19 protein-coding genes and 2 pseudogenes are annotated in these 18325 nt (G+C 66.6%); 14 read left to right on the top strand and 7 right to left on the bottom strand.

The window, feature by feature from the left end; translation table 11 throughout:
* Positions 1–77 precede the first annotated feature (77 nt).
* Complete coding sequence (locus BN1701_RS20105) at positions 78–980, top strand: tyrosine-type recombinase/integrase (protein ID WP_054051132.1); 903 nt, start codon at positions 78–80, stop codon at positions 978–980.
* Between the two features lie 234 nt (positions 981–1214).
* Here BN1701_RS20105 and BN1701_RS20100 read toward each other — a convergent pair whose 3' ends face one another.
* The 4 genes from BN1701_RS20100 to BN1701_RS35800 form a co-directional block, all read right to left on the bottom strand.
* Positions 1215–1871 (bottom strand): hypothetical protein, encoded by a 657-nt coding sequence (locus BN1701_RS20100; protein ID WP_054051130.1) that lies wholly within the window; start codon positions 1869–1871, stop codon positions 1215–1217.
* 244 nt (positions 1872–2115) lie between these two features.
* Entirely contained in the window at positions 2116–2241 is a 126-nt protein-coding gene (locus tag BN1701_RS37875) for a hypothetical protein (protein WP_255364639.1), read from the bottom strand.
* A complete protein-coding gene (locus BN1701_RS20095; RefSeq protein WP_054051128.1) occupies positions 2238–3377 on the bottom strand; it encodes a hypothetical protein in 1140 nt (379 codons plus the stop codon). The genes BN1701_RS37875 and BN1701_RS20095 overlap by 4 nt, the downstream gene beginning before the upstream one ends.
* Positions 3378–3382: 5 nt before the next feature.
* Positions 3383–3631 carry a hypothetical protein gene (locus tag BN1701_RS35800; RefSeq protein ID WP_157368114.1) on the bottom strand — a complete coding sequence of 83 codons (249 nt, stop codon included), beginning with the start codon at positions 3629–3631 and terminating at the stop codon, positions 3383–3385.
* A 314-nt stretch (positions 3632–3945) separates the two neighbouring features.
* On the opposite strand from BN1701_RS35800, the gene BN1701_RS20090 reads away from it, so the two are divergent.
* From BN1701_RS20090 to BN1701_RS20055, 9 genes and pseudogenes are all read left to right on the top strand, one after another.
* On the top strand, positions 3946–4389 hold the full coding sequence (locus BN1701_RS20090; protein ID WP_054051126.1) for a hypothetical protein: 444 nt from the start codon (positions 3946–3948) through the stop codon (positions 4387–4389).
* Positions 4390–4475: 86 nt separating this feature from the next.
* Entirely contained in the window at positions 4476–4637 is a 162-nt protein-coding gene (locus BN1701_RS35795) for a hypothetical protein (RefSeq protein ID WP_157368113.1), read from the top strand.
* Positions 4630–4977 carry a hypothetical protein gene (locus tag BN1701_RS20085; RefSeq protein WP_054051124.1) on the top strand — a complete coding sequence of 116 codons (348 nt, stop codon included), beginning with the start codon at positions 4630–4632 and terminating at the stop codon, positions 4975–4977. Before BN1701_RS35795 ends, BN1701_RS20085 begins: the two co-directional genes overlap by 8 nt.
* 95 nt (positions 4978–5072) lie before the next feature.
* A complete protein-coding gene (gene fxlM / locus BN1701_RS20080; RefSeq protein WP_054051122.1) occupies positions 5073–6350 on the top strand; it encodes a methyltransferase, FxLD system in 1278 nt (425 codons plus the stop codon).
* Between the two features lie 12 nt (positions 6351–6362).
* Positions 6363–6554: an FxLD family lanthipeptide gene (locus BN1701_RS20075; RefSeq protein ID WP_054051120.1), complete on the top strand. Its 192-nt coding sequence runs from the start codon at positions 6363–6365 to the stop codon at positions 6552–6554.
* 92 nt (positions 6555–6646) lie between these two features.
* Positions 6647–9784 (top strand): lantibiotic dehydratase, encoded by a 3138-nt coding sequence (locus tag BN1701_RS20070; protein ID WP_054051118.1) that lies wholly within the window; start codon positions 6647–6649, stop codon positions 9782–9784.
* On the top strand, positions 9781–10995 hold the full coding sequence (locus BN1701_RS20065) for a lanthionine synthetase C family protein (protein WP_082859943.1): 1215 nt from the start codon (positions 9781–9783) through the stop codon (positions 10993–10995). Before BN1701_RS20070 ends, BN1701_RS20065 begins: the two co-directional genes overlap by 4 nt.
* A pseudogene (locus BN1701_RS37415) lies at positions 10968–11954 on the top strand (thiopeptide-type bacteriocin biosynthesis protein). Before BN1701_RS20065 ends, BN1701_RS37415 begins: the two are co-directional and overlap by 28 nt.
* A gap of 176 nt (positions 11955–12130) precedes the next feature.
* Complete coding sequence (locus tag BN1701_RS20055) at positions 12131–13102, top strand: hypothetical protein (protein WP_197672119.1); 972 nt, start codon at positions 12131–12133, stop codon at positions 13100–13102.
* A gap of 52 nt (positions 13103–13154) precedes the next feature.
* Here BN1701_RS20055 and BN1701_RS20050 read toward each other — a convergent pair whose 3' ends face one another.
* The gene (locus BN1701_RS20050; protein WP_054051112.1) at positions 13155–14711 is read right to left on the bottom strand and encodes a helix-turn-helix domain-containing protein; all 1557 of its coding nucleotides are present in this window, start codon (positions 14709–14711) and stop codon (positions 13155–13157) included.
* A gap of 262 nt (positions 14712–14973) precedes the next feature.
* Between BN1701_RS20050 and BN1701_RS20045 the strand changes: the two genes are divergently transcribed.
* The gene (locus BN1701_RS20045; protein ID WP_157368112.1) at positions 14974–15342 is read left to right on the top strand and encodes a hypothetical protein; all 369 of its coding nucleotides are present in this window, start codon (positions 14974–14976) and stop codon (positions 15340–15342) included.
* Entirely contained in the window at positions 15303–15491 is a 189-nt protein-coding gene (locus BN1701_RS35790) for a hypothetical protein (protein WP_157368111.1), read from the top strand. The genes BN1701_RS20045 and BN1701_RS35790 overlap by 40 nt, the downstream gene beginning before the upstream one ends.
* A gap of 329 nt (positions 15492–15820) precedes the next feature.
* Here the strand turns inward: BN1701_RS35790 and BN1701_RS35785 are convergent, their stop codons facing one another.
* Positions 15821–15994, bottom strand: coding sequence for a hypothetical protein (locus tag BN1701_RS35785; RefSeq protein ID WP_157368110.1), 174 nt, complete (start codon positions 15992–15994; stop codon positions 15821–15823).
* Between the two features lie 89 nt (positions 15995–16083).
* Complete coding sequence (locus BN1701_RS20040) at positions 16084–16323, bottom strand: helix-turn-helix domain-containing protein (protein ID WP_054051109.1); 240 nt, start codon at positions 16321–16323, stop codon at positions 16084–16086.
* A 290-nt stretch (positions 16324–16613) separates the two neighbouring features.
* Here BN1701_RS20040 and BN1701_RS20035 point away from each other — a divergent pair, with 290 nt between their 5' ends.
* Positions 16614–17171: a hypothetical protein gene (locus BN1701_RS20035; protein WP_157368109.1), complete on the top strand. Its 558-nt coding sequence runs from the start codon at positions 16614–16616 to the stop codon at positions 17169–17171.
* Between the two features lie 8 nt (positions 17172–17179).
* Positions 17180–18304, top strand: a pseudogene (locus BN1701_RS38260) (DUF6545 domain-containing protein); the annotation flags it as partial.
* Positions 18305–18325: the final 21 nt, after the last annotated feature.

Genomic DNA, 18325 nt, shown 5'->3' with positions numbered 1-18325 from the left:
CCATGAGACGAATGCCAACGCACTCTCATGCCGCGGCGGGGTCGCTGGGCGGTCGCGCCGGGTTCACCGTCGTCGGCATGACTGCTTCTGAAGTACTTCCCGACAGTGACGTCGTCTTGCGGTTGGCGTGCGCGGCCTACCTGGCCCGGTTCACTGGCAGCTCGCGGGTGCATACCGAGTCCGACCTGCGGATCTACCTGGCCTGGTGTGCCGCACGCCAATTTGCGCCGCTGGGCATGGTGCGTGCGGACGTGGAACGGTACGTGCGGTGGATGCAAGAGATCCGCCGGTTCAAGCCATCCACGGTCTCGCGAAGGATGGCCGTGGTCGCTGGCTTCTACCGCACCTGCGTCATCGACTCCGTCCTCGAACACTCACCCGCCGACTATGTCCGCCGACCCGTCGTCGCGAACGAGTCACCCACCCTGGGCTTGTCACACCTGCAGTTCGAGGCCCTGCTCACCGCAGCCCGCGACTCCAGCAACCGGTTCGACTTCGCCCTGGTCGCGATGCTCGGCTTACTCGGGTTACGGATCTTCGAAGCCTGCGGCTCCGACATCACCGACATCGGAGAGGAACACGGCCACCGGGTCCTACGCGTGATCGGCAAGGGCACCAAGGTCACTCTCGTGCCGCTCCCGCCCGCCGTCGGGCGCGCTCTCGACCGAGCTGTCCACGACAGAACCAGTGGAGCGATCCTGCTCAACCGGCGAGCAGCACGGATGGATCGCCACTGCGCCACCCGCAGGCTCCGCCACCTGGCCGCGGTCTCGATCGTGCGGCTGCCGCGGATGCATCCCCACATGCTCCGCCACACCTTCGTCACCACCATTCTCGACGCGGGCGTCGACCTCCGCGACGTCCAGATCGCCGCGCGCCACGCCGACCCCAGAACCACCATGCGCTACGACCGGGCCCGCACCAACCTGGACCGACACCCCAACTACATCCTCGCCGCCTACATGGCCTCCGGCACCTAACCCGAACGCGCGGTCCTGCCGATGACCGTGAGGCAAGGCCCGGCATTTCCGTTTGTCCTCAACTTAACCGGCATCCAAGTCAGCGTCCTGGGTCAGCAGTCCCCAGCGACGGGGTCTCGATCAAGTGTCCGACCGCTGGCGCTGCCGCAGCCGGTTTGGGCCGGAATTCAGTCACGGTAAAACTTGGATCGCTGCCGAACGCTGGAGCGACAATCGCTGTTCAGCAGACCCTGACTACCCGGCGTCCTTGAAGATCCTTTTCTGGACCTCCAAGTACCGACGCAGGTCAACCACGTTGTCATCCTCGGCCGGCACCTGCTCCTGGAGCTCATCCAAATCGAGGTCGTTCGCTTCGACAAGCTGCTTCGTGGCGTCCACCACGATGCCCACCAACGTCTCCACGTGCTTCGACGAGAAGTCCAGAGAGATCGTCCCGCCCTCCTCGTATGCCACGACGGCGTCGAGATCCGAGATGAGCTTCCCGATGATCTCCTCGCTCAACCGTCCCTCTCGGACCGCCTCCAGGTACCCCCGCAGCGAGGTGTTGTAGCTCGCGACGACCTCCGGCACCTCGGCCGTGGCAGCCTGCCGGTGCTTCTTCACCGCGACGTAGACAGCTGATCCTGCAGCCAGCGTGCCCACAACCGCTGCCGGGATGATCAACCAGGGGTTCTTGAGGTCCCCAGCAAGGCCTGACCAGCTCCTCACGTTGCTGGAGGCAGTACTGACCGCCGCGCTCTCGCCAGCCTGCGCAGGCACCTTCACTTCCTCGAGGTGCTTCACGATCTTCCCAGACAGGTTGCGCACCACGCCGCCCCAGAGTTTGAGGTCACCATTGAGCAGGCCCGCCTCGATCTCGGGCGGGATGATGAAGGTCTGCTGAGTGATCACGACAGTCGATCCGCTCCAGGATATCGAGGTACTAGGGACAAGAGAATCGTAGGGACGTCCTGCTACGCCTGCTGCCAATCGGCTTTACAGCGCCAGTCTGCGCGGACTCGTCGGAGGATCGACCGTCTCCGCTTCGAATCTGTCCAGGATCGTCGCGAGCCGCTGACTGCTCGTCTCGTGCATCGCCTGACGGGCGTGGGCCAGCACCATCTCCCGGTGCTACGCGCCGACCGCACGGAGCGTCTCAAGATGACCACGAACGATCCGAGCAGATGGCGTCGGTCCAGCCCTTGTAGCCCTCTAACACGATGGCCTCGAGCGCCTTGATCGCCTTCTCGGAGAGCCCGGCGTCCATGACCTCGTCGGTCACGACGTTGTACGCCGCGTTGAGCTTGGCCCAGCCCTCCATCTCACCGGAGATCCACTCCACCAGCACCACGACGCTCTTCTCCAGATGCTGGAGCTTCTCCATGCTCTCGTGGCTCGATCCGGGGGTTCGTCGCCCTCCAGGGCGTTTCGACACGCCTGCCGGTACGCGGCAGCGTCACACACATCGCCGTCAAAGGGGGTGAAGACGAGGGCACAGTCGGTTAGCTGGTACTTGCGGACGAATCCTTGGGAAAACGCTGATGCGCCGCGGACGCCATTACGGAAACTGCTCATGAAACCCTCAACGGCGCCTTGGTGCTGCTTGGGGGTGACCACGGCGATGCGTGGGATTTTCGGCGTGAACCCTTCAGAGTCGAACGGCCCGAACTGGTTCAGCCCTGGATCGGGGAACGGGTGTGTCTTGTCGCCGCCGAGGTCGAAAACGTAGGTCGGCTCGGGTAGCCGCCAGTGTGTCTTGCGATCCGAAGGCGCGGTGATCTTCACCCCATTCCCGATCGTCGCTTGGATGTCGTTGGCGATAGTGAGTGGGCCGAGTTTGATCAGGCCGTCGGCGATCTCCTGAGTGCGCGCCATCCGGCCCTCAGCGCCGGTCACAGTGAACACCTGGTATTCCAGCGCATCGGTGATGCTTGTGGCAGACGCTCCCGCGACCGCTTCGACCACGGCCAGGAAGTTGTCGCGGCGTGATTCCAACCATGCCTGCGACGCGGGTACCTCGATACGCCCGTCCGAAGTGCCGAGTACGACGCGGTCCTGGTCTACGGCTTCGACAACCCCGGCCAGCCGGCGCCGGGCGATCGGGTCCTGGAACGGCCGCTCAGGGACAGAGTCTGTTTCGGTCAGCACGTACTGGCCCACCATGTGTACACCGAGCTCGATGAGCTCACTGACGGGCAACGAGATCTCGTACCGTGTCTTGAGACCAACGATGATCCCGGCGTACCCCATCGGGCCTGAGCGACGCACGTCGAGCTCGTACTCCGGGTACACATGCAAGCCCTCGATCGGGTGGCGGTCCTTCAGCGCCTTCTGCATCAGATCGCGATTGGGGAGCCTCGACACGAAGGTGAGCGGGTCGAACCTGCGCAGCGAGAATTTCCACCTCTCGGTCAGCACCCGCGTCAGCCTTGCAGCAGATACGCTGTCAATGCGAGATTCGGCCCACGTGTGTCGAACCTCGTCGGCTCGCCCACGACCTCTGCGTCTCGCGTTATCGGCACACAAACGATCTGACTGCGAAGCCGGATCACGCTGTGCGACTTGGCTAGCCGGGCTCGAAGTGCGTCCAATTGCTCAGGCGACTTGTATGACTGCGTGCCCGCATCGAAGGAGGCGTCGGTGAACTTGACCGGCAGGAAGTTGAACGCCAACGCAGGAGTTTGAACTTTGCCTCGTCGACCTGCTGGCTGATTCCCCGAACCTTGTGCATTGCTCACGTATGTGCCCCTATCGCGCGAGACGGAACCACCGTTGGATCGTGTGTTGAGTGTTAGCCGGACTGTCCTCGGTCCCCCGCCTGCCCAGCCACGATCGCGTCCGTCGACAAGTTGGTGACCGCGTCGTCAGTAGCGGCGCTGCGCCTCTTGCCAGCGTCGGGACAACCTTGATGTGGAGGTCGGCTATGACTCCGGCAGTAGCTAGCCCAACCGGTACGAAGGCGGCTCCGGCATGGCTACGTGAACTCGTGGACGCCTGCGCCCAGTATGAGGAACACCTCGGTTGGTCAGTCCGCGTCGATGTCACGGCGCGATGTCTGGCGCTGTCCGCCGGGCAGACCATCGACGCGCTGACCATGCCCGCGCCACTGGCACGGCGCGTGCACGCCGCGTTGGACGTGATGTTGCTGGCCGGACCCGCGATCGCGACCCCGAACAGCGCGTGGTGGACGTTGCTGACCGATCGGTCTGCTGCCGAGCAACCGAGTGTGCCGCACGACGTGGTCGCAGCCGGGGTCTGCGCGGTGGCGCGCGGCGACCACGTTCGGGTGCCGACGCACCTCACCGACATGAACGGCGCCGCCTGGCGCTGGACACGGATGCCGCTCGGTCGGCGGCCGTTGCCGCCCTGGTCGGCTGTAGTCGGTGCGACGCGCCGGGTGCTCGCCCAACTGGCTGGGGGATCGGCATGACAACGACGTTTGTGGCGCGGTGGCAGCGAGGAGTCGTTCGGCCGCAGCGAATACACGTCCAGGAGACCCAAGACGGTCTACCCCGTGTGGCGAACGCGCTGGGCAAGATCGTCAACCTCGCGGTGTGTCGGGCCTGGACCACAGGTGAACTGCTGGACCCTGCTGAGCACACCACCTTCGAGCGCTGCGAGTTCTGTGTGCAGATCTTGAACGATCTGCGCCTCGTTCAAGGGGCTGACCATGGATGAATTCCTGGCCGACGCGTTGCGCCGTGCGGTTCACGACCGGCTGGACTACCTGGACAAGCTGGCCACCGACGCAGACCTGCGGTCTCGCGCCGCGTTGGCCGATACCGAAATCGTCAGGCTTACCGCGGCATGGCGGACTCTGCTGGACGCCCACCGGCCGGACCACCAGGGTCGGTACCCGGAGTGTTCGGGATGGCGCCGGCCTCGCCCCCATCCCTGCTCGGTGTGGACCACCGCTCACCAGCACCTGATCGCCGCCGACGGTCCTCCCGTGCACCGAACCGGCAAGCATGCGGCTGTCGCCGGTCGGTCGACCGCCGCGATGCTGGAGGCCTCCTGACCAGGGCGCGCCGCGACCCCAAGCACGGCGCGCCCCTCGTCCACCGACGTTGAACCGGCCCACCATCGAGAACAACCTTCTGAAAGAGTAGTCAGGTGAACACTCTCCGACATGACGACGCCAGCGTCACCGAGTTCCGCGATGCACTGGTGGACAAGCTCCTTGCTGACAACATGATCACCTCGTCACGGGTGGAGCGAGCTTTCCGTACCGTGCCCTGGCATCTGTTCGTCGCCGAGGGCACTCCGCTGGAGGCCACCTACAACGTCGACAATCCGGTCGCGATCAAGCGCGATCGAGACGGCGTGATCATCTCCTCCACCAGCGCGGCGTACATCCAGGCGCAAATGATCGAGCAGGCCGAAATCGCGCCCGGCATGAGCGTGTTGGAGATCGGGTCCGGCGGCTACAACGCAGCCCTGCTGGCCGAGGTCGTCGGACCAGACGGCCGGGTGGTCAGCGTGGACATCGACCCGGAAGTGACCGACCGCGCCCAGGAACTCCTGGACGCGACCGGATACGGCAGCCGGGTCACCGTGGTCTTGGCCGACGCCGGGCATCCGCTGCCTGGACTGGACGAGCGGTTCGACGCGATCCTGGTGACGGTCGGGGCCTGGGACCTCGCACCGGCCTGGCTGGAGCACCTCACCGCGGACGGCACGATCGTCGTTCCGTTGCGGATGAACGGAATCACACGCGTCATCGGGTTCCGCCGTGAAGGCGACCACCTGGTGAGCACCTCGGTCGCGGTCGCCGGGTTCGTCCCGATGCAAGGCGAGGGCACCCGAGACGAGCGGGTGTTCCTCCTGCCCGACCGCAACGGTCACCATGTCAAGCTGCGCTTCGACGACGAGGTACCGCAGGACATGAGCCTGCTCGACGGCGTGCTCGCGACTGACCGCACCGAAGCCTGGTCCGGCATCACCATCAAGCACGGCGTGTCCTTCGCAGGCCTGCACCTGTGGTTTGCCGCGTTCCTGCCCGGTTTCTGCAAGCTGGCCGTGGACGACGGCACCGATCTGGCCGCCGAACGCAAAGGCTGGTTCCCCTTCGGCGTCGTGCATGGCGACTCGTTCGCCTACCTGGCTGTCCGCCCGCTTCCCGAGGGCAGCGGAGTCGAGTTCGGTGCGCCCGCCTACGGAGCTCACGGTGAGGCCGCCGCGACCGCGATGGTCGAGCAGATCCAGGTATGGGACCGCCAGGGCCGCGACGCCGAGCCCACCTTCACCTACTGGCCGACCGGCGCCCATCGGCCCGAGTTCGGCGAGAACACGGCCGTGCTGGTCAAGGCGCACGGCGTGGCCACGATCTCCTGGCCATCGGCGGCGGATGCCCCCGATGGTCAGGGTGTCCCGCACAACCCCGAGAAGTAAGGAGTGAACCGAATGTCGGCAGCACTGGCCGTTGACTACGCGGAATCCCCGGACGCCGCGGTCGACGATGCGGAGTTCGAACTGGACATGCGTGTGGTGGAGTCGACCACCAAGCTCGTGATCATGATGTGCGACACGAGCGACGGGTGCGGCAACACGTGCAGCACCAGCGCTTGCAGCACCGGCTCCAACGATCCGTTCTGATCCAACCGCCTGCCGTCGGTGCCCGAGTTCGCCTTGGGCGCCGGCGGCAGGCGCCGCCACAGACCGAGCCCGGGTGAGGAGAGCGAATCGCCATGACCGTGTCCCCGCGCTACCAACACGCCGGCCTTGCACTGGCCCGCGTCACCACCGACCCAGGCGACCTCGACCCACCCACCCATCTCAACTTGACCGACCCCGCCGTGGTCGAGCAGGAAGGTCGCGCCTGGCTGGCGAAGGTGTGGGCGCGCCCGGAGGTTCGGGACGCGCTGACGCTCGCCAGCCCCGTCCTCGGCGCGCGCTTGGACCGGATCCTCGTCGACGGCACGACCGCGCGCACGGCGAAGGAGTTACGCCGCGCCGTCGTCTCCGTGGCGTCCTACCTGCTGCGCTGGCATCGGAGGGCGACACCGTTCGGGCTGTTCGCTGGCGTCGGAAATGTCGGAGTCGGACCCGCGATGGCCAAGGTGGGCACCCAGCACCGGGTCGTGGCGCGGGTGGACGGCGAGTGGCTGACCACGCTGATCGACAGCTTGGAACGGCACCCCGACCTGCGCCAGCGCCTTACGGTCGTCGTCGATGACACGCGAGTCGTTCGCGATGAGCGCGTGATCGTTCACCGCCGGGCCGAGGTCGGCGCCGCCACCCCAGGGCCGCTGCGGGAGTCATCGGTGCGGCTCTCCCGTCCCGTGCGGTTCGTGTTGACCGCGGCCGGATCGCCGATTCGGTTCGACACGCTCGCCGACCAGATAACCGCACGGTTCCCGTCCGCCTCCACCGGCAAGATCCACGCATTGCTGCACGGCCTGATCGACGCCGGTGTGCTGATCACCAGCCTGCGGCCTCCGATGACCAGCACCGACGCCTTGACGCACTTGATCTGGGCCCTGCGTTCCGCCGAAACCGACGCCTTGGACGATGTCGCCGCCCACCTGCACGACCTCGAAGCGATCAGCGCCGACCTCGCCCGGCACAATCACACCAGCGACCCTGAACAGGCGAGGGCGATCCGCGCGGCCGTCACGAGACGGATGGCCGTCCTTGTCCCCGAAGCTGGCCATGTGCTCGCCGCCGACGTGCGCATAGACGCGAAGATCGCCATCCCCGAACGGGTGCTCAACGAGGCCGCGCGCGCTGCGACCGTGCTGCTGCGGACCAGTACACAACCGTTCGGGTCGGCCGCGTGGCTTGACTATCACGCACGATTCCGCGCCCGCTACGGGCCCGGCGCCCTGGTGCCGGTGTGGGATCTGGTCGCTGATTCGGGGCTCGGCTACCCGGCTGGATACCTTGGCGCGCCCCGAGCACGGCCTGCGTGGCGGGTGTTGACCGACCGCGACGCCGCGCTGCTGGCGTTGATTCAGCAGGCCACGCTGACCGGGGCGCGGGAGATCGAGCTCGCCGATGCCGACATTGAGGCGTTGACTGTCGGTGAACACGCCAAAGCCATTGCGCCCCAACGGGTCGAAGTGGGTGTCGAGCTGCACGCCGCGTCGACCGCGGCGATCGACCGAGGTGACTTCGGTTTGCGGGTAACCGCAGCGCCGAACGCGCACACCAGCATGGCTGGACGGTTCGCCTACCTGCTTGACGAGGATGATCACGCCCGCCTGGCCGCGACCTACACTGCTGGAACGGAGCGGCTTTCGCAGAACGGCTCGGACACGGCGATTGCGGCGCAGCTGTCCTTTCCGCCGCGCCGCCCCCACAACGAGAACGTGGTGCGTGTACCGCCGCTGCTTGGTGCCATTGTGTCGATGTCGGAGCATCCTGATCCGACGCGCTCGGACATCACCTTCATCGGGGTGGACGACTTGGCGGTCACGGCCGACGCCGAACAGATGTACCTGGTGCAGGTGTCCACCGGGCGGCGGGTGATCCCCCGGATTCCGCACGCCCTGGACACCGCCGTGCAAAGCCCGCCTCTGGCCCGGTTCCTCGCCGAGGTCGCCGATGCCCGCAGCGCGGTGTTCCGTGGATTCGATCTCGGCGCCGCCCGCACCCTGCCCTACGTGCCGCGCATCCGCTACCAGCGGACAGTGTTGTCCGCCGCCCGCTGGATCCTCTCCGGCGCCGACGTCGCTGCCCGGCCAGGAACCCACGACAAGGACGAGGCATTGCGGTCGTGGCGGCAGCGATGGCGCGTACCGGCACGGGTGGTGATGGTCCACAGAGAGCTGCGTTTGCCGGTGGACCTCGACCAGAAGCTCGATCGCGCCTTGCTGCGCGCTCACTTGGAGCGGGTCGACCGGGTCGAACTGCACGAGGACGGCCCGCCCGACGGGCAGGGCTGGATCGGGCGGCCGACCGAGCTGTTGATCCCGATGATCGCGATCACCCCGCCCGCACGCCCGCTGCCCGTGACCGCGGCGCCCGGTTCCGCTCTCCAGCCGGGAGACTCGGCCATGGTGCACGCGCAACTGGTGGGCAACCCGGCTAGGTTCGATGAGATCCTCACCGCGCACCTGCCTCTGTTCATCGCCGAGCTCCACGACCTGAGTGATGTCGATGGCCCGGTCGTGTCGTGGTGGGTACGGCGCCATCGCGACATGATCCGACCCGAGGCGGATCAACACCTCGCCGTGTTCGTGCGCCTCACCGGAGCGCAGCACTACGGAGCCGTCGCCGCACGGCTGGCCGCTTTCGCTGCCGACCTGGACTCCCGAGGGCTCCCCGGCCAGCTCACCCTGGCCCCGACCCCGCAGCACCCCGCCCGCTACGGCGACGGCCCCGCGTTGGCGGCAGCCGAGCTGGTGTTTGCCACGGACACGACCGCCGCTATCGCCCAGCTCGCAGCGGCGCAGGCGTCCGGGATTCCCGCCCAGGCACTGGCCGCGGCATCCATGGCGCATCTGGCCGCGTCCTTCGCGCCCGATCCGCAGACCGGATACCGGGCTTTGCTCGACTGCCTGGGGCAGGAGCACGGGCCGCAGGATCGCGCGCTGCGCGACCACACACTCGCCGTGGCCGACCCCGACCAGCAGTACCGCGCTGTTCGCGCGCTACCGGGCGGCGACGCGGTCGCCTCCGCCTGGCGTGCCCGCGACACCGCCCTGAACACCTATCACGGTGCCCTTGCTCAGCACGGGCGCGAGCCGAGCGTGGTGCTGCGCACGCTGCTGCACGAGCATCACATCCGCGCCGTCGGCGTCGATCCGACATTCGAGAGGGAAACCGGACGACTCGCCCGCGCGGTCGCGCTGCGCCGCCTCGCCCTGGCTCGTGCCCGATGACGCCCGGCACGAACCCAAGCCCGGACAGCAGCGAGGTGACGCTGACCCTCGACGAGGTGAGCAGCCAATCCCTCGCACGAGGGGCAGTCGGGACCGCGCTGCTGCACGTCGAGCGCGCTTGGACCGGCTCGGGCAGCTGGGAGTCCGCGCAGGCCCATATCCGTCATGTGGTGGCGGGGCCGGTTGACGCCGCTGAACACGCCGGCCTCTACTACGGGGCGCCCGCAGTCGCGTTCCTGCTGCGCGCCGCAGCCGACCGCCATCCCCGCTACCGCGCGGCCAGCCAGACGATTGACGAGCACGTGCTGCACCTGGCCCGTCGACGACTGGCCACCGCCGCCACCCGGATCACCCGCGGGGAGCCCGCCGTCTTCGCCGAGTATGACCTGTTCTACGGGCTCACCGGCATCGGCGCCTTGCTGCTCCGCCATCACTCCGACAGCGACGAACTGACCCGGATTCTGCGGTACGTGGCCACACTGGCTACCCAACCGCACCGCGAGGACGGCGTCGAGCTGCCCGGCTGGTGGGTGGCGCACGACCCGGACGAAATCCTGTCGACCCCTGGCGGGCACGCGAACTTCGGCATGGCCCACGGTGCGGCCGGGCTGCTGTCCTTGCTCGCCCTGGCCAGCCTGCGCGGTCGCGTGGTCGACGGTCACCACGAGGCGATCGCCAAGCTCACGGCGTGGTTCGACCGGTGGCGCCAAGACGGTCCGGACGGACCCTGGTGGCCGCAGTGGATCACCCGCGAGGAGCTCCGCACGGGCCGCCCCACCCGCACTCGCCCCGGCCGAGCCTCGTGGTGCTATGGGACGGTCGGCATCGCCCGCGCCCAACAACTGGCCGCACTGGCGACAGACGAACCGCGACGCCAGGACGCGGCCGAGGACGCTCTGGTCGCGGGCCTGACAGACACGCAACTCGACCGGATCACCGAGCCGGGCCTGTGCCACGGCATCGCCGGGATCTACCAAACCGCCTACCGCGCCTCCGACGACGCCCGTGGCCCTGCCATCGCCCACCGGCTCCCAGCGCTGGCTGACCGCCTCACTGCGCACACGCGGTCGCTCGGCGAGGACACCGACAACGACGAGCCGAACGCGGCAGGGCTGCTCACCGGACGCGCTGGAGTGGACCTGGCGCTGGAAACCGTGCGGCACACCACGCCGCCTCACACGGGATGGGACGCATGCCTGCTGATCACCTGACCACCCGCCAGACCAACGCTCCCGCCGACCTCGCCGTCGCCGTGTTGGCGGTTCTCGCGGGCGACGACCCGGCCACCGTCGCGGCCAACCACGCCGTGAACCCTGCCGACCTTCGCGACGCGGTCGGCACCTACCAGGCCGCCGGGCTCGCAGCGCTGCAACGACAGGACGAAGGCAACTGGTACCAGGTGCGTGTCCAGTTCCGTGACTGGTCGGCCGCCGAGACGGTCGGCGCCACGGCCCTCGGCCCCGCGCTGGATAGGCTCCGCGCCGACGGGGCGACGGCTGGCTGGTGGTTCCTGCGCAAACACCCCTGTTGGCGACTGCGCCTGGCGCGGGCGGATGTTGGGGCCGTCAACCGTGTGCTCGACGACCTAACCGGCACCGGCGTCATCGCGCGCTGGTGGTCAACGCTGTATGAGCCGGAGACCGCCGCCTTCGGCGGTTCGACCGGTATGGACACCATCCACGACCTGTTCTGCGCCGACAGCGCAGGCGTGCTCGACTACGTACGCTAGGACGCCCCAGGGCTCGGACGCCGGGAACTGTCCATCCTGCTGCTGAGCGAACTGATGCGCGCCGCCGGACTCGACACGTTCGAGTGCGGCGACGTATTCGACCGCGTCGCGCGCCTGCGACCCGCACCCACAGGCACCGACACAGCACGCACCGCCAAGCTGGTCGACAACCTGCGCGTGCTCCTGTCGATCTCCAACCTGGCCGACAGCGAGCTGTTCACACCGGGTGGGCCAGTCGCGCACGCCGCACCCTGGCTCGCGGCGTTGGGTGCCGCTGGCGAACGGCTCGGCCACCATGCGGCGACCGGGCGCTTGGACCGCGGCCTGCGGGCCATCCTCACCCACGTCGTGATCTTCCACTGGAACCGATTCGGTCTCTCGGCCGCGAGCCAGGGCATCCTCGCCCGCGCGGCAACCACCGCCGTGCTGCCCCGGAGCTGACCATGACCCCCACATCGAACCCGCCCACGCTGGCCGCTGTGATCCGCCGCTTCCCGCTGATAGGCCGTCCCCGGCCCGCCTGCCCGGCGTTGTCCGAACGAGTACAGGAGATCGCCGACATCGCCCACGCCGCCGGGCAAGTCGGCGCGGACCGGTTGTCCGAAGGCGCACACGCCATGAACAAGGCCGCACTGATCGCCAGCGACTGCGGTCTGCCAGACCTGGCCCGCGACATGTGCTGGCAGCACATCAACCTCTACCGAGAGGCTGACCGCCCCCTCACCGTGCTCCAAGCCCGCCACATGCTCGAACCCGTCCTTAACCTCGCTCGCCTCCAACTCCGCGCCTATGACGGCGAGCAAGCACTCCAGCTACTCACCGACATGTTCCAGGCCGTCAGGTCCAAAACCGACCTTGTCGTTGATGAACGCACGCTCCCGCTGGCCGAACTTGTCGGTACCCGCGCCGAACACCACAAACTGCACGAATGGGTGTGGCTGCACCTCATCGGCGACGGCATCCGCGCGCTGACCCTTGCGGGACGGTGGGACGACGCGGTTAGCCACGCCTCCGCTCACCGCGGGATCGGCCTGCACCTAATGGAGGGCAGGCAGGCCACGATCGTGGCCCACTACATCAACGGAGACGTGACGGGAGCGCAGGCGGCGCTGGCGGAAAGCACCCCACAGCAGCCATGGGAACTCCAGGTTGCCTCCTGCCTGAAGGTGTTGTGCACCGAATCGGACAGCAGGTCGACGCATCAAGACGCTGTGGCAATGATCGCGCACTTCGTCGAGCACCAGCCGATGGCTGGCTACGCGGTCTTCCGCGCCCAGTTCGGGCTCACCGTCACCACGCTCGCCGACGCCGTCGATCCCGAGACGGCTGGCCGTCTGTTGGCACAGGTGACCGACGAGGTGATCGAGTCGGGAGACGGGTACGCCGCTCGGGAGGTCCTGCGATCCAGTAATACTCCGGCAACCGGCAAGCAGCTTGCGGCGCTCGTAGACTTGGTGACCACCTCCGGCCTGGGAACCGGAACACTGCCGGAACCTGTCCAGCGGAGCCTGCTCGACTCCACAGAAACCGCAGCTCAAGTCCTGCGCGTGACGTTACGGCAGCCCGAGCAACGGACCACGCGAGCTTGACCGGAGCAGATCGTTCCCGCGGTCCGTAACACCTTCGGGAGACGATGACTTATTACTGGTCATTGTCAGCGGTGTGCTCGCGTATGAAAGTGTTGACGTCCTGGGTGTAGCCGTCCCAGCCGTCGTAATGGAATCCAGCCTGCCGCGCTTCGCGGTCGATCGTGCGCAGCGCAGCGGCGAGGTGTTGGTCGTCTCCTGGGTAGATGATCGTTCGCATCGTGGGTTCACGAAGCAACCGTTGCGCAGCAGGCTGTGTCCGCTCTGCATAGAACCGCGCGAAGTTTGGAAAGATGCCGCTGTTGTTGTTGCTGTCGGCCATTGCGACCAAGTCGGCGAGGAAGTCGAACTGGGTGAGGCCGGTGAGCACCTTCTCGTCTTCGGGCTCAACATCGGGTCGCAGCCACTCCAAGTGTCGAACAACGTTGCGGGCGCGGCTTAGCAGAGAGTCGAAAACGTCCTCGCCGCCATCGCGGGTCGTCAGCAGTTCGGCACGGCTGGCCATTGTCATCGCGTGCCGAAGCCACGTCGTGTACATCCCGTGCATGTCGGGGTGCCGTCGAGCCACCAAGTCCCGCACCGCCTGCCAGTCACTGCGGCGAACGGCCAACGAACCGAGCGCCAGCACCCGCTCGATGAGCGCAAGCCACAACGCCGCGGACCGCCGTGGCGGGGCGTTGACAATCGGGGCTTCGTTTTCGAACCCGATGCCATAGATCGACACCAACGTGTCGAGGACCTGCTTAAACCACTCGTGGCGCCCCAGCTCCAGGAAAGTCGCAGCGAGGCAGGTGAGGCGGTCAATTTGCCCGGTGACGCTCTCCTCGTTGCCCGATCGGAACAGGTCGCGTAGGTCCGGGACGGCCCGGCTCAGCAGTCGCCGGAGAGGGATGTCGTCGTTGGCGCGCAGGAGCTCGATCGCGGCCTCGACCAGCACATCGGGTTCGAGGGCGAGGTTGAACTCGACGGTAGGGCCTTGAGCGACGTGCTGTCCGGCGGCGCCAACCCGGAGTTCGTCGGCGAGTCGCCGGTAGCTCTCGGCGCGTTCTGCCTCCCAGCGGCCTCGCTCGCGATCGACCCGCTGGCGGATAACCTGTTCGAGACCTTGATGATTGAGCCTGACGCTCTGCGTTCCGTCGCGGTAGAACACCTCTCCTTCTCGGAACACGACTTTCGGCGCCTTGCCGGGCTGGTCGTATTGGCCATCTGCCCGGAAGATCGCGCAGCCCGCCGGGTTCGGAGCAACGTGCACAACCACGACACGGTTCCCGTCGACTTCGTGGGCCTGGGAGTACAGCTCCAGGGTGTCCGGCAACCACTTCAGAAGCCTGGGACGCAGGCGTGCCTCGTCGAAGAGCTTCGCCTGCTCGACGGTCATGTTCCCCGTCGGCTTGCCTTGCCCGTCGACGCCGATGACGAGGAACCCGCCGCGCACCGACATAGCGCCGACGTCCTTGGCGACTTCGACCTGCTCCCGCTTCTCGCCAAGGTCGCAGCCTGACTTGAAGTCGAGTGTCGGGTACTCCGTCTCCAGCGCGAGCAGTTCCCGCAGCTTCTCCCGGTTGACAACGGGTTCGATCACCACGGGCTCGTGGGCTTGCGGCTGGGCCATCCGCCGAGGATACGGAGTCGAACGTCAGCGCTCACGGAAATCGTCGGCGTGTCTGGTCCAACTCGCTTGGGGTCGCTGACCGGTTCGTGGCATTCTGGCTGGCTCGCGCCTGACTGGGTCCTCGGCGAGCAGGACGCGCGACGAGTTGGGTCAGTAGATGAAGGCGTGTGAGAGGCCGGCTGTTCGAGCGGCAGTTGCGTCGTTGGCCATAGCGGCGCTAGGTGATCTCGCGGAACGCGACGGTATCCCAGAGGTCGGCAATATGCCCGATCTTCGGAACTGGTGGCGATACGGCCAGGAATCCTTCGTGGCGTTGCGGCCAAATGCTTGGTACATGCCCGAGCGGGTCACCGTGGTCAACTGGTTGGACACGTTCGCCGAGATGGTCGCAGTTCGCAACGTGATCGACGCCGACCCGATCTTGAGCACCCGCGTCGACACGATGGTCGGCACCGAGTTCTCGCTGCAACAGCGCAGGCTCGACTGGGTACTGGTCGAGTGCCTGCTTGAACCCGTGATCGCCACCATGCGCACCTACGAGCTCGACGAGGCAGTGTTCGACCAGCAATACGCCAGCTCGAAGCTGGCCTTTTGGTCGACACCGTTCGGCTCGTCGAGTTCATCCCGCTGAACGGCTTCACGTCCATGGCCGAAATCCCGCTGCCCGATGGCATGCTCCTGCGCCCGATGACCGACCGGCAGATGAGCCGGGCCATTCAGGTTCTCGCGGCGCCAGCCGAGTTGCACGCTCAACACCAGCGAACACCGTGCGCCGCGTGAGGAATCGCGCCAGCGGGTCGCCAAGAAGGCGGCATCCAACACCGATGTGGCGCCGTTCACCGAGCAGATGCACCAATCTGGCGAGTCCCGGACCGACTCCAGTGGGAGCGCCCGTGGCGCGACATCAGCGGGCGAGTACCGGGAGGTTTCGCCGAAGCGGGCGCCTCGGCCGTGGCCGTTGGTCCTCATCGGGGTTGGCTGCGGTATCGGTGTGGTCCGGCCGGGTCGGACTTGGACAGCTCGCCGGTTTTGGATCGTCAAACCGTTGCCGTGGCTTGTCGACGGCTTGGAGGCCAACAGCGCCATCGTCCTGCCGATCTCCGTCAAGGCTACGCGGCGTACGCGTTGCGCTGGCTCACCACCGAGGCGATCACCCGCACCGCCAGGCGATTCGCGATGGCCTCGGCGATCGCACCGTGGCCGGTGACAGTCGGAGTCGCGTCGATCCCGGTTCTGCTGCTCGGCTGGCGGCGGTTCTCGCCAATCTGGTGACGGCCAGGCACCAGGGGATCATCGATCGACAGTGTGACGAACAGTAGAGCTGGGCCCTACACGGGCGTAGGGCCCAGGGATCACTGTCCGACGGGCCAATTCATCCAGCCCACTCGGCGGCGTCGACGACCGCTCCCGACTTCAAGGCGGCGGTCTCCATGTCGGACAACGCGCGTGCGGGCACGACCAGCCGCGATCGGATCCGGACGGCCGGGAACCTCCCCGCGGCGATCTCGCGGTACAGCGACATCGGCGAGACTCGCATGAGCTCGGCGGCTTCGGAGACGCTCAGGAAAGGCCGTGGTGGTCTCGACTGCGCGGATACCCCAGATTCATCCATTTTCTCTCCCCCATCAGGTGTCTGATCTCTTCATCGTCCGCGCGAAACCTGTCGCCGTCAAGGGTCACGGAGAACTCACGATCGATTGCTGGCCGCGACAACACGAGTGTTCGCCAACCCAAACGAGTGACACCGTGCTGCGTTTCTTGAAATGTGCGATATTACTCAATGTGACGCGTAAGTGAGAAGATGCGATGCTCTGAGCTGTAGTGATAGCGGAACGTAGCTGCTACGCTGGGTCTTGGCCGCGTTGGATGTGGGTGTGCGTCGCGGTGGGGGATGGGGGCGCGATGACGTATTTGCGTATTCGTGAACAATGCGTGCTGTTGATCGACGGTTTGGGTATTTCCGAGCCGTTCGACATGGCGGTACTTCTGCGTGCTTGGCCCGAGAAGTTCGGTGCTCGAATTGAGCTAGTGCCAGCGAAACTCGGCTCATCGCTGCCCTGTGGGTTGCTCGTCAGCACCGGCGAGATCCACTACGTGTGCTACGACGCCACGGCGTCGCCGCTGCACCGAACTCAGATCATCTGTCATGAGCTGGGACACGTCGCGCTCGGCCATACAGAGCCGGTGGACGACTCTCTCGACAAGCGGCTTGGCCACCTCGAACCGGTGGCCGGTCTCGAGATATTGCACCGCCTGATGCCCACCCTCTCACCCGGCCTGATCAGGCGGCTCATGGGGAGGACGGTCTACGACGCCGAGCAAGAACGCGACGCGGAACTGTTCGCCTTGCTGTTGGTCGCCGCAGTGGCACGAAATTCGACCCACAGGTCGACAGCGGTGGGTCCGACACTCGGGCGGTTGCCCGGCTTGCTCGCCTGTGGATCGAGGTCGCGTTGCTGACCGTCAGCATGGTGTTCTACCTGGCCGCGACGATCGCCGTCGCGCTCGGGTTGGCGAAGTGGGTGTGCGAGCCGAGCGCACCGGACTTGGGCGTGACCCTCGTCGTGGCTGCTCTGCTGTCGCTTGGCGGCGCGGTGGCGCTGGGAGCACCGCTGACCGCCGCACTGGTGCCTTCCGGCCCCTTGTACCAAGCAAGGCAGGTCGGCGTGGCTGTCTTGGTCTTCTTGGGTGGGTCATGCGTTCTGTCCGCCTTGGACTACTCCGATGTCGGCGAGCGCAGGATTCGCGATCGAGCTCTCGGTCGCACGGGCGTCGCACTTGTTGCAGGCTCATGGTTCTGCATCTTCTCAGCCTTTGGTGCGATGGCTCCTGTTGATCGCAGCCTCGATGCCCGGTACTGCGCCTGGATCGCGATGGTGATCTTCCTCGGGTATGTCGGGTACGTGACGGCCGTGGCGTACAGATTCGCGACTTCCCACACCACACGAGGCGAGACTTTCGCCTTGCTCGTGCGTGGTCTTCAGGTGGTTCGGTGTGGGCTTTGCGTCAGCGGTTTGTGGGTGGCGCTCAAACTCGTGTCCATTGTGGTCGCTGTCGCCGACCCGAACGTCCTTGTGGTCATGGAGCAAACCGCCCATGTCGTGGCGAGTGTGGCGCTAGCGTCGCTAGTCTTGGGCGGGCTCATGATCTCGTGGGCAACCGATCTCGTTCTCTCCAGGCATCGGGCGCGAACTCGCCGAGCGTTGGCCAGTGTGCTGCCACTCTGGACGTCCCTGGTCGCTGCGATACCCGAGATCGAGCTGAACCTGACCGACGTCGACGTCGAAGACGTCGACCTCCTGTGTCGCAGACTCGTCGAGATCCGCGACGCTCAGATCAGGTTGCGTGCTCATGTTCCGCCCTGGTTGGCGGACTCGGTCGCCGCCGCCGCCCAAACGGGAAACTGGCCGACCGAGTCGACCCGCGTGATCACCGAAGCCGCAGAGCTCGTTGTCGCACTGCGTGCGATCGAGCTGGGGCTACCGCCTGCGCGATCCTCCGCTGAGGCGGTGACCTTCGCCGAGCACGAGACTTGGACCTTCGGCTACCAGGACTTGTTCGACGAGGCGATCTGGTTGGCACGGGTGCGCAAAGCGATGAGGAGCAAGGCCGTC

The organism is Alloactinosynnema sp. L-07 (genome assembly GCF_900070365.1).
Lineage (GTDB): Bacteria > Actinomycetota > Actinomycetes > Mycobacteriales > Pseudonocardiaceae > Actinokineospora.
The sequence above is the reverse complement of the archived record's forward strand: the minus strand, read 5'-3'. Positions and strand labels throughout refer to the sequence as shown.